Raw genomic sequence first — 16,389 nt, 5'->3', positions numbered from 1 at the left:
GAGAAAGTAAGGCGTAAAATAGAATAGCTACAAGTGGCTAACTTAAACTTGAAATTTTCGTATAATAAATTATATAAATATCCCAAAAATTTCATATAAAATTCAAATATAAAAATTACACTAGAGGTATAAAAAAATACTAGGGGTGAATGCAATGAGTGATGAAAATCAAACCAATCAACCGGTTGAGGAAAAAGCAGAAACGAAAGCAGACGATCAAAAAAAAATCAGAGCTTCAAATACTGAACCGTCCCCGAAAAAAAGCAAAAAAAATGGCTCATTGAGAGGTAGCATTATTGGAGGACTGATCGGTGGTTTGATCGTAGCAGCGTTAGGTGGAGGATACTTGTTAGCTACTGATGATAGTATCACTAGTGATACAGGCACAGGTATGGTTGATGAAAATACTGGTGAAGTCATCACTACGAAAGTTAGTGTAGATGTAACTTCTGACGTGACAGAAGCTGTCGAAAAAGTTGAAGATTCAGTTGTTTCAGTTGTTAATATGCAATCACAAGCTTCTGAGGACTTTGGTGATGCATTTGAGACCAGGGAAAGCTTACAAGAAGAAGGCAGCTTAGAGACTGCTGGTGAAGGTAGTGGCGTTATCTATAAAAAGGACGATGATACTGCCTATATCGTAACCAATAATCATGTTATCGATGGTTCAGATGCAATTGAAGTTATTTTAAAAGATGGTACAAAAGTTGAAGCTGAACTAATCGGAACAGATATTTGGACCGATTTAGCCGTATTATCAATTTCTGCTGAAAATATAACAACAGTTGCTACTTTTGGTGATTCGGAAGTATTAAGAGTCGGTGAACCAGCAATTGCAATTGGTTCTCCATTAGGGACAAACTTTGCTTCTTCGGTAACGCAAGGGATTATTTCCGCAAAAAATCGTAGTGTTGAAACAGATATAACCGGTGATGGTGTTGTAGATTGGGAAGTAACGGCTATTCAAACCGATGCAGCAATCAATCCAGGTAATTCAGGTGGCGCGCTCATCAATATAGCTGGACAAGTCATAGGGATCAACTCGATGAAGATTTCTAGTGATACGGTTGAAGGAATGGGTTTTGCGATTCCTAGTAATGATGTAGTAAGCATCATTAATCAATTAGAGGCAAATGGAGAAGTTGTTCGTCCAGTATTAGGTGTCAATTTATTGGATCTAACAGAAATATCCGAACAACAACAAGAATCGATATTGAATTTACCTGAAGAAGTTACTTCTGGTATTGTAGTAGCTGAAGTTGAACCCGATTCAGCAGCTGAAGTTGGCGGTCTAGAGCAATATGATGTCATTGTAAAATTTAATGGTGTAGAGGTTACAGATTCAATATCCTTGCGTAAAGAAATTTATGCTGCAGAACTTGGAAAAGAAATTGAAGTCGAATATTATCATGATGGTGAACTACAAAAAACAACTGTTACGATGACTGCTGAAATCGATTTATAATGGTTCTAGGTCAAATGGTGCAGATACTTCAAAATGAAATTTCTTCTGGAATGAGCGGATTTGCTTGTGGAGCTATGGGAACGCATGAAGCCTAAAAAGAAGTCTTCAAGCAACCCTATTCCTCTAGAAATTTCGTGTGAGTGATTTAATTAATTTATTAATACTAAAAATTATGGACTCCTTATAATAAAATAATAAGTAACATTTTGTTAAAACACTTTTAAATTAAACCAATTTAAAAGTGTTTTTTTGGTTTTTTGTGGATAATTAGAATGAAAAAGTTTTGAACATTGTGGATAAGTGCTGTAAAATAATATAGACGGGTATGTGGAGGCTGAAAAAGTTATCCACAAAACGAAGGGGGTGTTGTGGATGGATGAAATTTTAGCTTGCCAAGAGCATATAGAAGAAGCTCTAGATGACGCGGTTTATGGTGGTTTTGAAATGCCGGTACTAGACCAATTATTGCTTGTTGATAACTTGAAACAAAAATGTGGTTATTGCAAGAAGGATGCAATATATGTAGTGTCGAACAAACATTCTACCACTAGATAATGATGTGGAGTTGTGGACATGTGGATAACTTTTGTGGATAACCTGTGATTATAGGAGGATAACTTTTTGAACATTAAAATAATAACTGTGGGTAAACTAAAAGAAAAATATTTAAAAATGGGGATCGCCGAATATGCTAAAAGATTATCTGCTTATTGTAAAATGGAATTAATTGAAGTTCCAGATGAAAAGGCACCTGAGAAATTAAGCGAAGCTGAGATGATCCAAGTAAAAGAAAAAGAAGGCGAACGCATCTTAGCAAAGATCCCAGATCAAGCATACGTATTTGCACTAGCTATTGAAGGCAAACAACGAACTTCAGAGGCGTTTGCGAAAGAAATTGAACAATTAGGCGTTCAAGGTAAAAGCACGCTTGTTTTTGTCATAGGTGGATCATTAGGTTTAAGTGATGCAGTAATGAAAAGAAGCAATACACCCATCTCATTTGGAAAAATGACGCTTCCTCATCAATTGATGCGTTTAGTTTTAATCGAGCAAATCTATCGCGGATTTAAAATTGTCCGGAATGAACCGTACCATAAGTAAATGAGGTTTTTTGGAAACATAAGCTTAAATTAATACTGTTATTTGAATCTTATAAAAACAGCTTAACGGCAGGTTTTATTAATTACGCCGTTTTCACCTGTTAAGAGACAACTAAATTTTTCGACTTGACAGATTTTTAGGAGAAGTCTGTCCTAAAAAAGATTGACAGTTAACTACTAGGACACTTTATCACTAAAATGTTCGTGTTTTTTTGAATCAGACCACACTGAGCAAGCAAAGTAATTCCAAAAGACAGGAAGATTCGCTATACTTGAATCCTCCTAAAATAAATAAAAAATACCATGCCCACAAAACAAACTTGAAATTATAAAGCACATAGAAATTTTTTGAATAAGCCGATTTTGGATCGAATTTGATAGGTAAGGTGAAAGATAAAAAGGAGAATAAATCATGAAACCGATTATTGAAGTGAAGAACTATACTAAAAAATATGGGGATTTTACAGCAGTAGATGATGTCTCGTTTGAAGTAGAAGAAGGCAGTATATTTGCCTTTCTGGGACCAAATGGAGCGGGAAAAAGTACAACGATCAATACATTATGTACGATGATGGAAAAAACAGCTGGAACATTGTTGATCGACGGAAAAGATGTCTCAACCGAAAAAGATGCCGTACGTGAAGCAATCGGAGTAGTTTTCCAATCGCAAACATTAGATGAAAAAATGACGGTGAATGAGAACTTGAAGATGCACTGTGTTTTTTACGGGGTACCCAAACAGGAGGTCAAGGATCGAATCAATTTTGTGTTGAACCTTGTTGATCTACTCGATTGGCAGAATAAAAGTGTGTCTAGTCTTTCGGGCGGAATGAAACGACGAGTGGAAATAGCCCGCGCGTTGTTGCATTATCCAAAAGTTTTATTTTTAGATGAACCAACAAGCGGCCTGGATCCGCAAACGCGAAATAGGATGTGGGAATACATTACTAGACTACAAAAAGAAAAAAATATCACTATCTTTCTGACTACACATTATATGGATGAAGCAGAAATTTGTGATCACGTAGCCATTATGGACAATGGAAAAATAATGGTAAACGATACACCCGAAAACTTGAAACGGCTTTACACGAAAGATAAAGCCATCGTAAAAGTGAGTAATCCGGATGTTTTTGAAGCAGCGTTGAAAAGGGATGACCACACGTACAAAAAAGAAAAAGAAACTTTTTATATCGATATAGATGCTGTTCAACATTTTCTGCAGTTTATCGAACAGTTCAAAAATGAATTAAAAGATCTGGAAATCAAAAAAGGGACATTGAATGACGTTTTCTTAGAAATCACAGGTAAAGAAATTAGAGAGGATGCCACAGAATGAGAACAATCACTGCACTATGGCTCAGAAACATTAGAGGATTCGTTCGTGATCGAGTCAAACTCATCACGTCATTAGTCATTCCCTTTTTTTTCCTTTACGTTTTCAAGTCTATTTTTAAAACAGATCAAGTAGAAGATCCAACCGCTTTCTTACTTGCAGGGATTATTGTAGCAACGGCATTCCAAACCTCTTTGAATATTGCGACCTCGACGATCGATGATACTGTTTCAGGTTATATGAAAGAAATCTTAGTGAGTCCGACCAGTCGTTTTCAAGTAGCCCTGGGACAAATTTTATCAGCGGCTACAATAGCGACCACACAAGGGATTTTGATACTGATACTCGGTTTCTTTACTGGCTTGAGCTTTGACCATTGGTATACCCTCATCTATGTCTTATTGGCCTTGATGCTAGTCGGATTGGTTTTTTCAGGATTAGGCTTATTCTTAGCTTCAATGGTCAAAAGCTCTTCCACTTTTCAAGTCGTACAACAAGCCGTCGTCCTTCCGTTTACTTTCCTATCTGGAGCGTATATCCCACTTTCCTTTTTACCTGACGTTCTTCGATTTATTGCGTATTTCAATCCCATGACCTATACGACAGCTTTCTTTAGAACCATCATGCTAGAAAAAGGCGGATTGACACAAACAGAATGGGTGGAACTGGGTTTGGCTTTTGATCTGAATGGCTTCATAGTAACACCTTGGATAAGTGGGATCATCATTACAGCTTTTGGCGCATTATTCTTATTCCTGGCGACGAACTCCTTTGTTCGAGCAGACTTCAATAAGATATCGCGTAGTCCATTAGGTGGAAGATAAAGAGAAAATTTTTTTCTAAATGACACATTTCACTATTATTTCCCCATAATGAATTGCGGTAAAGCTTTTGTCGATGAATTTTTAGACCGACTCCTCCTAAGAGAAATATTAAATAGGATAGCTCTCAACAAATCTACGAATTATTCAGGTTTTAATAATTTATCAAAACCCTACACAAATTAACTACTTTGTTGCATTTCTTCACAATTGACCTTTTTTGATAATTTACTCCATCATTTTAAAGTCCTATTATTTAGGTAGATTCAACTTATCAAATAAAAGGAGGACAAATTGATTATGGGAAATTATGAAAGAATTAACACATTAAAACCAGAAGGAATTGAAAATAAAAAAGCCTATTTAATTGGTGGAGGTATCGCTTCATTAGCTGCTGCTGAATACTTGATCCGTGATGGTCATATGGATGGTAAAAACATTACTATTATAGAACAAGATAGTATTTTAGGTGGTGCTTTAGACGGTTCTGGAAATGCAGAGGATGGATATGTTGCCCGTGGCGGAAGAGAAATGGAAGAACATTATGAATGTGTATGGGATTTATTTGGAGGAGTACCATCTTTAGAGGATCCTAAAAGGACTGTTTTAGATGAATTTAGAGAATTAAATATTGCTGATCCTAACTATTCTAATTGTCGTGCAATTGCTAATCGTGGAGAAAAACTTGATTTTTCAACTCTTGGATTAGATGACATTCACGTTAAACAACTTACTAAATTATTTCTTGCAACAGAAGATTCTTTAGGTGCAGCTACTGTTGAACAATTTTTTGATGATTCATTCTTAGAAACGGATATGTGGTTATATTGGAGAAGTATGTTTGCATTTGAGACTTGGCACAGTGTTGTAGAAATGAAACGTTATATGCATCGCTTTATGCATTTAATGCCAGGAATGAGCAAAATGGAAAAATTAGTATTTACTAAATATAATCAATACGATTCAATGATTCTTCCACTTAAAAAATCGTTGGAATCACAAGGTATACTATTTGACTTAAATACACAAGTAACTGATTTAGATATGAATATAACCAATGATAAAAAAATAGTTACAGGAATTCATTTAACTCGTGATGGTAAAAAAGAAGAAATTATCAAAACTACTGAAAATGATTTAGTATTCTTTACCAATGGATCTATGACTGAAAATACCACACTTGGAAATATGGATAAAGCACCTGAATTAGATAGAAGTGAGGGCGGTTGCTGGAATCTATGGAAAAAAATAGCTAAAAAAGATGCTTTATTCGGAAAACCCGAAGTATTCTGTAGCGATATTGATAAAAGTAAATGGGAATCATATACAATAACTTCTAAAGGTCCTAAAATGAGAGAACTTATTGAGAAATTTGCTGAACGTCAAATAGCTCCACATAAAAATGTGACTGGAGGAATAATAACGGTTAAAGACTCAAACTGGTTATTAAGTGTCACTGTTAATAGACAACCTCAATTTATTGATCAACCCGATGATGTAATAGTACTTTGGGCATACGGTTTATTCCCTGATAAAAAAGGAGATTTCATTGAAAAGAAAATGAGTGACTGTACAGGTATAGAATTATTACAAGAACTTTTATATCATTTAGGTATTGATGAAAATGATATGCATGAATATATTGATACATCCATTGTGATTCCTGCCATGATGCCTTATATCACAAGTCAATTTATGCCTCGTGTAAAAGGAGATAGACCACAAGTCGTGCCTGAAGGTAGTACGAATCTTGCATTTTTAGGTCAATTTGCAGAGATTAAAGGTGATTGTGTATTTACTGTTGAATATTCTGTTCGTTCCGCTATGATGGCTGTATATACTTTACTTGGACTTGAAAAAAATCCACCTGAAATATATCCTAGTCAATATGATATACGTGTCGTGGCTAATGCAGCTAAAGCCATGTATAGTGGAAGACCGTTACCAGCTGAACCTGTCATTAAAAAGTTATTAAGCAACACACCTTTAGAAGGATTAATATAAATAGCTACTGTAATTAAGATATAAAAAATAGGGAAGTCAAATTTAATTTGACTTCCCTATTTTTCATACTTTAATAATGCTCTGTAGATTTCTCCACTAATTATTTTGTCAAGATTAGTAACAATGCCTTCAATGTCTTCGACCATATTATTTTTTATCCAATCAATTATTACCCCTACCAAAGCGATTTTATAGAAATTAGCTACATATCGTTTATCTTTATCGGATACATTTAAATCCTTTGCAAGCTCATTAACAACTTCTAAAATAATGTTAAATGATTCGTTATATAAATGATTCTCTAAAATATCTCTATCTATAGAATTATAAGTGTTTAATACCACTTTTTTATTCTCATACAAATAATTGAATATTTCTAAAAACCCTTTTTGCCATGATGAACATGTTTTATTTTCACCAAGCATTTCTTTAAGTTCGGTTTTAAAAATCCATTCTAATAGATCATATATATCATTAAAATGATAATATAACGTTCGCCTATTTAATCCGCATTCTTTAACAATATCGTTAACTGTAATTTTCGCTAGTGGTATAGTTTGCATTTGTTTTTTTAGTGACTCAGCCAATGCGTTTTTAGTAATCTCCATTATCTGTTTCACTCCCTATATCATCAATCTATCTTAATATTTTTTATCTTCCATCATACAACTAGTAGCTTATTGCCAAAAAGCTACTAGTTGTATGATGGGTAACTCTATCGTAACTTGCGTAGCTGGTAATGTCTAAGTTAGGCAACTCACGAGACAATGTAACTAAAATCATAATATATATCAAAGTGTTTTTTTCTTATCTTATCTTTTCTCTTGTATCGACAATTTTAACAGTTTTAAAAGGAATTGACCAATTTCAACCAATTTTTATTGCACCTTCAATTCTTGCATTCCGACGTAACACTCGTATTCTTCTATCATTTATTCCCCATTGTTCACTTACTTCTTTTATGCGTATATCCTCCATAGACATCGCCTCAAGAATGTGGGGAAATCAACCGAAATTAGAGACGCACGCGATTGAAGCATTGAGAAATTATTTAAATGAAATGGGAGTCTATCAGACAAAAGGATTCGGTACTTACGAGATGATTTAAGATGTTTGTTGATCAGTTAAATGCGGATAATGATAAGAAAAAAATGTAAGCATATTGGCAACAACCAATATGCTTACATTAAAATGAGTAAAAAAATTATTTTGCGCGCTTTACTTCAATCCGATAGCCATCAGGATCTGTCACAAAGAAATAAGAAGGTGTACCACCTGAAAGTCCTCTTAAATCACCTGTTTCGTAAGTAGAAGCTTTACAAACTTCATGCATTTTTTCTAAGTCACTGACAGTCACACCTAAATGACTGAAGCCATTTCCTACATTATAAGGCTCAGCATCGTAGTTGTAAGTGAGTTCAATTTGGACAGAAGAACCAGGAGAATTCAAATAAACTAAATCAAATTTATTTTCAGGGAATTCTCTGCGGCTGGCAACTTCAAAATCGAATAAGTTAGTGTAAAAGTCTAAAGTAGCCTCAAGATCTCTGACACGCAAGCAAATCTCAACAAGTTGTTGGTTCATAATAATATCATCCTCCAATAGTTTCTTATGTTATTCTAGCATGAAAAGGTCATATAGGCACGCCCGTCTTATTTTCTATATTTCTTTCTAATACCTCAATAGGCAAAAAGCACAGAGTTTAATCTGTTAATACGAGCATTCATTGACAAAATTACATTCGACAAAGAAATAGGTCGTAGACTAAATGAATTAACGAAAGAACCAATGACTTCCTTACCGGTGCCAAGTTCATCTACACTACCAACATTTATCCAATCATTGGGCCAAAAAATGACGTGATGTATATTTGTCAAAGTAGCATGTCCGGAATGTACCCCGTCAAACAGTGTTGCTTCATATAATTGTTGTCAATTGTCATCCCGCCTTTTGTATACTTTTTCTCATGTGGTGGGAAAAGTAACTATTTGAAGATGCGTTAGATATGAAAGGGCATCTAAATTTGGTATCATCAATGAATACAAATCCAATCGCATAAAGCACTAGCTTCGAAGGATTGGATTTTTTGCTTTTAAATTTAAATAATGATGGGAAAGAAAGGTGAAGTGGTATGAAAATTATTGTTTTTGGTGCAACGGGCGGTGTAGGTCAATTGGTCGTGAAACAGGCAGTGGAGAAAGGTTTTGAAGTCACGGCATTTGTAAGAACGCCGGCAAAGTTGAAAGTCGTCCATGACAATTTAACCGTTGTCGAAGGAGATGCGTTCAAGCCTGGAGAAGTTTCAGCAGCCATTGCGGGCCATGATGCCGTCGTGTCATGCTTGGGCTCCAATCAGGGAATGAACAAATCGACCGATCTTCAAGAAATGGTAAAAAATATTACAGCGGGCATGCAGAAGCATGGCGTGAAACGGATCGTCTACACGGCATCTGCCGGAATTGATAAAGAATTGCCAGGCATCAGTGGGAAATTGATGATGGGCGTGCTGAAGAATACGCTGATAGACCACCGGGCAGCTGTTGATATAATTGAAGCGCATGGACTGAACTACACGATTGTCAGGCCTATGGGATTGACCAATGATTCCTTTACAGGCGAATACAGAGAGTCTCTGACAGCTGTGCCCGAAAAATCAAAGACAATTCCGCGCGCGGACGTTGCCCATTTTATCTTAAAAGCGCTAATTGATGCGCAATATGAAAATACTTCTATTGGGATTGCTACTTAAAACAGCGCAAACTGTCCTCTATCCTCGGTCTTTATCCCTAATCTTTCTATAAATAAAAGAGTGTCCAAAGCGAATTGGCTTGGATGCTTTTTATTTTTGCACACACCATGTCGTTTACTAGCTCGAAATTGATAATATAAGTTATAAGGCTATAAAATAATAACGCTCTCGTACGTTTCATATGATGATGTTATTGCACCACATATTTTTACTTTTTAAATTTGATTTCTTTGAATAAAGATAGCAGATAGAAACCTTTCGCTTGAAATAAGTATTTTTTTGCTGCCTAAATCATTAAAATTGACGTGGAATTTAGGAGTGGTACCCTTATATGGAAAAGAATGAAAGGAGAACGATATGAGAACTGATAAAGGATTTAAAGTAAATGCAGGTGAGGCCAGATTTGGAGAACACTTCAAAATGAAAGGGGTTACGCTGAATGAATTAGATATAAAAATCTCCGGGGCTGACACTGAAAATGATTTAGCGATGTTTGAGCAAACCGGACTTACTCCAAACGGAGGACCGCCTTTGCACATCCATCCTTTTCAAGACGAGTGGTTTTATGTAATAGAAGGAGAATATCTATTTCAAGTTGGTGATTCCAAATATCAAATGAAATCGGGCGACACTATTTTCCTTCCAAGAAATGTGCAACATGCCTTCTTGCAGTTGACAGAAAAAGGAAAGATGTTAGTTTCTTATTTGCCAGCAGGAAAGATGGAAGCATTTTTTAAGGTTACAGACAAGTGGACTTCTCCCCCGACAAAAGAAGAGATCGCAAAAGTATTTGCAGACCATGATATGAAAGTGGTTGGAGCACCATTGAAAGTTCCATCCAGTTAATGATGACGCCGCTACAGATAAAATTAATAAAGACTTAGGTAGTAATCTGATAGAACAAATTATTAAAGTAACAGAAAATTAGTTTGGCCACACTATGAGTGATATAGCTAGCAGTATATGATTAAGGGAGCCAGCAGCAGATTCAAATGCTGTTGGCTCTTTCCTCCTAGGCTCATTTGCTTTATCCAAAAAGTTTTCAAAATCTTTTAGTACAAGATCAAATAAGTGAAGGAAAAACTGTAAAAAGTAACCCATTAAAAAAATTAGAATTACATCAATTATATTAAAAACCTCACTTAAGTATAATACAGAGGAACATAATATAGATAAATAAGCTAAAATTTGGGCAAATGGCGCATAAGTAGTATGATAAGGTTATTAATAAAAATTATGAGGAGTGTTACGATGACGGAATATGAATTACCAAAAGTGTGGCAGTGGGAAGAAGAGAATTCAAAAAAAGGCGGCAATCGTCCAACAGTTGGCAGTCGTTTTGAACAGAAATTACCAGTCGGAAAAGCTCCGTTCCAACTCTATTCATTAGGAACACCAAACGGCATTAAAGTCGCAATCATGTTCGAAGAACTAAAAGAATTAGGTGTAGTGGGCGCAGATTATGACTTGTACACTATTAATATTGGAGAAGGCGACCAATTTGGTTCGGATTTTGTCGAGATCAATCCTAACTCTAAAATTCCAGCTCTTGTTGACCAAAGTCAAAGTCCTCGTTTGGAAATTTTCGAATCAGGTTCGATTCTGCTTTACTTAGCGGAGAAATTTAACCAACTGATTCCGACAGATATCCACGGTCGGACCGAAACGCTTAATTGGTTATTCTGGCAAATGGGAGCAGGTCCCTATGTTGGTGGAGGATTTGGCCACTTTTTCGCTTATGCTCCAGAGCCTATGAAATACCCGATCGATCGCTTCACGATGGAAACGAAACGTCAATTAGACTTACTTGATAAAGCTTTAGCACAGCGTCCATATATAGCTGGTGATGCCTATACTATCGCAGATATTGCCATATGGTCTTGGTACGGTCTTTTAGCTTTAGGAAAACTATATAAAGGATCTTATGAATTTTTAAACTTGGAGGAATACCCTCATCTCTTGGAGTGGTCTCACCGTATTGCAGAACGACCAGGCGTTCAAAAAGGTTTAGCAGCGGAGTATAAACCGCTGGGGGAATAGTTCAAGAAAACAATGATTTGAAGTTTTTGCGCTGCACATAGTAGAACTAAAAACTGATTTAGACATATTATGAAGACCTTTGTCATAATTGATGATAAAAATTATGGTAATAGTAATTAAAGTAAAAATAAGCTTATGGAATAATGAGGAGCAAAAGACATGGTGGAATATGAGAAAAAGCCTAAAATGTTACACCTCATTCTTTTGGCGCTGGTCGCCGTTGCCTATATGTTGTCGGCTATTGATCCCTTTGATCGCTTAGCCTGGTTTGGTCAGATGACGTCAGCAGTTCTACTCGTGCTTTTACTCGTTGCTATGTATCATCGCTTCCGTTTTAGTACATTTGCCTATCTGATGGTATTTTTGCATGTCTTGTTATTGCTATACGGTGCTCACTATACGTATTCCCATAATCCCTTATTCAATTATTTTCAAGAGCAGTTTGATTGGCAACGCAATTACTTCGACCGTGTGGGGCATTTTGCACAAGGATTTGTACCGGCTTTTTTGCTCAAAGAATTTTTTGTTCGTGGGGGCTATGTAAAAAAGGGGAAGGTCCTGTGGTTGATCGTAATCTTGTCTTGCCTCGGTTTAAGCGCAGCCTATGAGCTGAGTGAGTTTGTTCTTGTTAAAATATTGGATGTACCCGCTGATTTTGTTATGGGGACACAAGGAGACTATTTTGACAGCCATTGGGATATGCTGTGGGCATTGATTGGTGCAAGTACAGCTACTATTATTTTTGGATCATTTCACGACAAACAGATGGCAAAGATGGCAAAGCACATTGATTAAGGAGTATATCAAAAAAAGTAAGATGGTTGCCGAATTTCTCTTCTGAAACGGCAATCTATTTGTGTAACGAGAAATAAGAAATGAGAAAAGTTTGAGGTGGTAGGATATGTCTAATATAATAGAACAGGTAAGGCATGAACTAATCAATAAATCAGACACAACGACAAAAGAAAGTGGCGAAAGATTTTTTAAGGAAGAAGTAAGACGGTACGGTGTAAAAACTGAAGTAGTCTCGAAGATTTCCAAAGAGGCCTTTAAAAGTATCGAAAAGCTTCCAAAACAAGAAATAATTGAGTTATGTGAAGAACTGTGGAGTTCTGGAATAATGGAGGAATCTTTTGTTGCTTGTAATTGGTCGTATGCGATCAAGAAACAGTATACTGAAGAGGATTTTCTTGTGTTTGAAAAATGGGTAAATGAATATGTGACCAACTGGGCATCCTGTGATACGTTATGCAACCACACTATTGGAACATTCTTGGAAATGTATCCATTGTCCATTGAACAATTAAAAGATTGGACGAAATCCCAAAATAGATGGGTAAGGCGGGCGGCAGCTGTATCACTTATAGTACCAGCCAAAAAGGGTCTATTTAAAGAGGATATATTTGAAATTGCAGATAGTTTGTTGTTGGATACGGATGATTTAGTGCAGAAAGGATATGGGTGGATGCTAAAGTCTTTATGCACCAAGTATGAAGATGATGTATACCAGTACGTTTTAAGCAAGAGGGACATAATGCCTAGAACTGCATTAAGGTATGCTATAGAAAAAATGCCAAAGCCAATGAAGCAGGAAGCAATGATAAGAGAGAAGAAAACGAATAGATAGCGTAGGAGGAGTAATAAAGATGATGATAAATCTTGAAGAATTTTTAAGAGAACATTCCATTTACTTTGAACTGTATGATCATGATCCTATTTATACAAATGAAGATGCTGTGACAATGAAAGAAGAAAAAGGATTTGCGGGCACAGAGACCAAAGCACTATTTCTGAAAGGCAAATCTGAAAAGTACTATTCATTCGTGACCTTCACGACGAAACGCACCGATTTCAAACGATTAAAGCAAGTTGTAGGTGAAAAAGTAGCCGTTGTTAAACAAGATGAAATGGAAGCTGTAACGAATCAAAAATCAGGTGCAGTAACACCTCTAGGATATGAAAGTTCCGTTGCCATGATAGTAGACGAGGAGTTATTTAAACAAGAAAAACTCGTTTTTGCTCCCGCAAGACCAGATCAAACGATGGTAATCTTAGCTGAAGATTTGAGAGAAATCATCGGCTTACTTGAAAACAAGTTATTTATTTATAGTGAAGAGGATCAGTGATGAATAGTCACTTAATAAAAACTTTTTTGAATACTGAATTCAAACTAGCCAAAAAGTGAACCGTGTTATTTATAAAAAATATACCGTAGTTTGAAAAGGAGTCAGAATGTTTTATTTATCGTTAGCCATTATATGTAGTGCATCTATTGCTCTTATTTTTAAGTATACAGAAAACGCGAAGGCAAACAGATATGTCATAACAAGTGCCAACTACTTTATCGCATTTGCTATTAGTCTTTTTATGATTTTTTCTAGAGGATTATTATCTGGTGTGACTCGTGAAGTATCTTTTGCAAAAGATTTTTCACTGCTATCCAGTAATAATGACCATATTTTATCTCCCTATTCAAGTATTCTATGGGGATTGATTGTTGGAGGAATATTTGGATCCTTCTTTTTTCTTTCATTTATATATTATCAAAAAAGTATCAAGGAAAATGGTGTAGGAATTTCAGGTACGATTGCTAAACTAGGTATATTGATTCCGATGATTTTTTCAATCGTTATATGGAAAGAATTTCCTTCTACCATTCAATGGGTTGGAATCGTACTATCTTTAGTCTCTATAGTAATTGTAAATTTATCACAGAAGTCTCTCGAAAAATTTGATTTTAAACCTGCTATTATTTTATTATTTATCTTTGGTGGTATGGCAGAGTTCTCAAATAAGTTTTATCAAAAATATGCATTGAATGAATATAAAGACGTTTTCCTTTTTGCACTATTCTTTGTTGCATTCTTAATAAGTATCTTCTATACGTTTAAAGAAAAAAGTGCAATAACGAAAAAGGATATACTAACTGGCTTTGTAGTAGGTATACCCAACTTATTTTCTTCCTATTTTTTGATCCTTGCATTAGCTACTTTGAAAACCTCTGTAGTATTTCCAATTTATAGTGCAGGAAGTATCGTGCTGATCAATATAGGTGGATTTTTACTATTTAAAGAAAAAATTGCTCGAAAAAACAAAGTAGCTATTATTTTGACTATCATCGCTCTTGTGCTCATTAATCTTTAAGTGAATGAAATTAAGCGGATATCGTTACATTATCTGAATAGTCAATACGGATTTATTTTCATCCCTAAAAAAAGACGGTGTTCATCAATGGGATACAAGCCCATGATAAACGCCGTCTTTTTTAGTGTTCCTTATAAAATTAAAGGGTTAACTCTTTTAATTCTTCTATAGTAACGTCTCGATCAACATAGCCATCCACCATAAAGCCACTTAAATTTGAAAACTCTTTATAAAAGATATCATAAGCCGTCAGATCAGAATTGAAATTTTCTTCATTTAATTGTGAGATGAGTTCCTTTGTTTTGGCCTGAGTGTCACTGTCAAGTTCCCAGTTATCAGGTCTAAGGCGACCCACCTCATCGTATTCAGGCTTGTTGCCATAAATCATTTCGCGATAAATGCGGTCTTGATGCATGATTGGTGTTTCATGGGTACCTTTGTCTGCCATCACTTTGTAAAGACCGATACAATAAACAGGGAAAAAAGGAATAACTGAACTTGCTTTAGTCGTAACTGCAGTAGCGACTACAATCTGAGCTTTGCCGTTAATATCAGCTAGTAACTCATCGATGTTCTGCGCTTTTTCATCGCAATCTGCTTTAGCGCGACCTAGTGTACCTCCACCATAGTAAGAATGATTCAGTTCTGTTCCTAAATAAGAATAATTAGTCGTTAAAACGCCATCAACTAGTACATCTGCTTCTTTTAGTGCTTTCATCCATAGTTCCCAATCTTCTCCACCCATTACCTTTACAGTATTAGCGATTTCCTGATCAGTTGCGGGTTCTAGTGTTTCAGTATAGAAAGTCTGATTTTGCATATTAATATGAGGGCCAACCACTGGCTCTCCAATGGCTTTAATGGAAGAAGTGTATGTTTCCCCAGTTTCGGGATCGGTTCTTCGTCCACTTGCCAGACTGTAAACAACTAAGTCAACTTTGCCACCAAATTCGCTCTTTATATAATCGATAACTTCTTGCTTACTTTCATGGCTGAAGGCGTCTTGAACAAAGTTTTTAGCGATCAAACCTTCTTTTTCAGCAGCTTCTCGAAAAGCAATATTGTTGTACCACCCAGCTGTACCTAGATTCTTTTCGTTCTTTGGTCCTTTTTCAAAAGAAACACCGATCGTATCTGCTCCCGTACCGAAAGCTAGACTGATTCGGGTAGCTAGACCATAGCTTGATGATGCACCAATGATCAATACCTTTTTTGGACCTTTATAAGCTCCTTTATTTTTCACATAGTCGATTTGATTCAATACTTCTTGTTTGCAGCCAAGTGGATTTACACCTAGGGCTACATTACCCCGTATATTTTGTTTGAATTCCAACATCCTTTATTTCCCCCTATTTAACCGTTATAAGAATATGATATCAGAAAAAGCATCCCAGGAGAAATTACTTATCAAAATTTCCACTCAAAGTTAATTCCCAATGTTTACTAACCAATAAGCAAAACTGAATGACTGTTAAACGGAACAGAGAGAGCTTTTAACAATGAGAGACAACAACAATTTTGATTGCACGGTTATGAAGGACAAATATATAAGATTCGTGTAGTACTATTAAAATTAAAAACCTCTGGTGTAGGTTAGTGATAAGGCAGCTGCAAGAATAATATCAGTTTCTGGTATAATTAATGATATCGCCGATTGTAAAATTAAGCTAGACAAATAAAAAAGCCATTCGTGGTACACTCAAAATGTAATTCCGACTAAAGAAGACAT

General features: G+C 35.7%; 16 protein-coding genes. 13 read left to right on the top strand and 3 right to left on the bottom strand.

Features of this window, described 5'->3' with window-relative positions; translation table 11 throughout:
• Positions 1–226 precede the first annotated feature (226 nt).
• The 6 genes from J7E16_RS10065 (at position 227) to J7E16_RS10040 (ending at position 6,726) form a co-directional block, all read left to right on the top strand.
• The gene (locus J7E16_RS10065; protein ID WP_373471477.1) at positions 227–1,465 is read left to right on the top strand and encodes a S1C family serine protease; all 1,239 of its coding nucleotides are present in this window, start codon (positions 227–229) and stop codon (positions 1,463–1,465) included.
• 372 nt (positions 1,466–1,837) lie between these two features.
• Positions 1,838–2,020, top strand: a complete 183-nt coding sequence (locus J7E16_RS10060) for a CxxH/CxxC protein (protein ID WP_214891376.1) — start codon at positions 1,838–1,840, stop codon at positions 2,018–2,020.
• Positions 2,021–2,086: 66 nt separating this feature from the next.
• Complete coding sequence (gene rlmH / locus J7E16_RS10055) at positions 2,087–2,566, top strand: 23S rRNA (pseudouridine(1915)-N(3))-methyltransferase RlmH (RefSeq protein WP_214891374.1); 480 nt, start codon at positions 2,087–2,089, stop codon at positions 2,564–2,566.
• A 411-nt stretch (positions 2,567–2,977) separates the two neighbouring features.
• Entirely contained in the window at positions 2,978–3,904 is a 927-nt protein-coding gene (locus J7E16_RS10050) for an ABC transporter ATP-binding protein (RefSeq protein ID WP_214891372.1), read from the top strand.
• Positions 3,901–4,725, top strand: a complete 825-nt coding sequence (locus J7E16_RS10045) for an ABC transporter permease (protein WP_214891370.1) — start codon at positions 3,901–3,903, stop codon at positions 4,723–4,725. The genes J7E16_RS10050 and J7E16_RS10045 overlap by 4 nt, the downstream gene beginning before the upstream one ends.
• Before the next feature lie 297 nt (positions 4,726–5,022).
• On the top strand, positions 5,023–6,726 hold the full coding sequence (locus J7E16_RS10040) for an oleate hydratase (RefSeq protein ID WP_214891369.1): 1,704 nt from the start codon (positions 5,023–5,025) through the stop codon (positions 6,724–6,726).
• Positions 6,727–6,782: 56 nt separating this feature from the next.
• On the opposite strand, the gene J7E16_RS10035 is transcribed toward J7E16_RS10040, so the two are convergent.
• Positions 6,783–7,334 carry a TetR/AcrR family transcriptional regulator gene (locus tag J7E16_RS10035; RefSeq protein WP_214891367.1) on the bottom strand — a complete coding sequence of 184 codons (552 nt, stop codon included), beginning with the start codon at positions 7,332–7,334 and terminating at the stop codon, positions 6,783–6,785.
• Positions 7,335–7,930: 596 nt separating this feature from the next.
• A complete protein-coding gene (gene gloA, locus J7E16_RS10030) occupies positions 7,931–8,311 on the bottom strand; it encodes a lactoylglutathione lyase (RefSeq protein ID WP_214891365.1) in 381 nt (126 codons plus the stop codon).
• 547 nt (positions 8,312–8,858) lie between these two features.
• On the opposite strand from gloA, the gene J7E16_RS10025 reads away from it, so the two are divergent.
• The 7 genes from J7E16_RS10025 (at position 8,859) to J7E16_RS09995 (ending at position 14,660) form a co-directional block, all read left to right on the top strand.
• The gene (locus J7E16_RS10025) at positions 8,859–9,476 is read left to right on the top strand and encodes an NAD(P)-dependent oxidoreductase (RefSeq protein WP_214891363.1); all 618 of its coding nucleotides are present in this window, start codon (positions 8,859–8,861) and stop codon (positions 9,474–9,476) included.
• 357 nt (positions 9,477–9,833) lie between these two features.
• Entirely contained in the window at positions 9,834–10,322 is a 489-nt protein-coding gene (locus J7E16_RS10020; RefSeq protein ID WP_214891361.1) for a cupin domain-containing protein, read from the top strand.
• Between the two features lie 405 nt (positions 10,323–10,727).
• Positions 10,728–11,516 carry a glutathione-dependent disulfide-bond oxidoreductase gene (gene yghU, locus J7E16_RS10015; RefSeq protein ID WP_214891359.1) on the top strand — a complete coding sequence of 263 codons (789 nt, stop codon included), beginning with the start codon at positions 10,728–10,730 and terminating at the stop codon, positions 11,514–11,516.
• Positions 11,517–11,675: 159 nt separating this feature from the next.
• The gene (locus J7E16_RS10010) at positions 11,676–12,311 is read left to right on the top strand and encodes a DUF2238 domain-containing protein (protein ID WP_214891357.1); all 636 of its coding nucleotides are present in this window, start codon (positions 11,676–11,678) and stop codon (positions 12,309–12,311) included.
• Positions 12,312–12,417: 106 nt separating this feature from the next.
• Positions 12,418–13,143 carry a DNA alkylation repair protein gene (locus tag J7E16_RS10005; RefSeq protein ID WP_214891355.1) on the top strand — a complete coding sequence of 242 codons (726 nt, stop codon included), beginning with the start codon at positions 12,418–12,420 and terminating at the stop codon, positions 13,141–13,143.
• Positions 13,144–13,165: 22 nt separating this feature from the next.
• Complete coding sequence (locus J7E16_RS10000; RefSeq protein ID WP_214891380.1) at positions 13,166–13,642, top strand: YbaK/EbsC family protein; 477 nt, start codon at positions 13,166–13,168, stop codon at positions 13,640–13,642.
• 106 nt (positions 13,643–13,748) lie between these two features.
• The gene (locus tag J7E16_RS09995) at positions 13,749–14,660 is read left to right on the top strand and encodes an SMR family transporter (protein ID WP_214891353.1); all 912 of its coding nucleotides are present in this window, start codon (positions 13,749–13,751) and stop codon (positions 14,658–14,660) included.
• Between the two features lie 139 nt (positions 14,661–14,799).
• Here J7E16_RS09995 and fabV read toward each other — a convergent pair whose 3' ends face one another.
• Positions 14,800–15,996: an enoyl-ACP reductase FabV gene (fabV, locus tag J7E16_RS09990; protein WP_214891351.1), complete on the bottom strand. Its 1,197-nt coding sequence runs from the start codon at positions 15,994–15,996 to the stop codon at positions 14,800–14,802.
• Between the last annotated feature and the right edge of the window lie 393 nt (positions 15,997–16,389).

The organism is Carnobacterium sp. ISL-102, from assembly GCF_018612935.1.
GTDB classification, from domain to species: domain Bacteria; phylum Bacillota; class Bacilli; order Lactobacillales; family Carnobacteriaceae; genus Carnobacterium_B; species Carnobacterium_B alterfunditum.
Note: the sequence above shows the minus strand (reverse complement) of the source record. Positions and strands in the feature narration are given on the sequence as shown.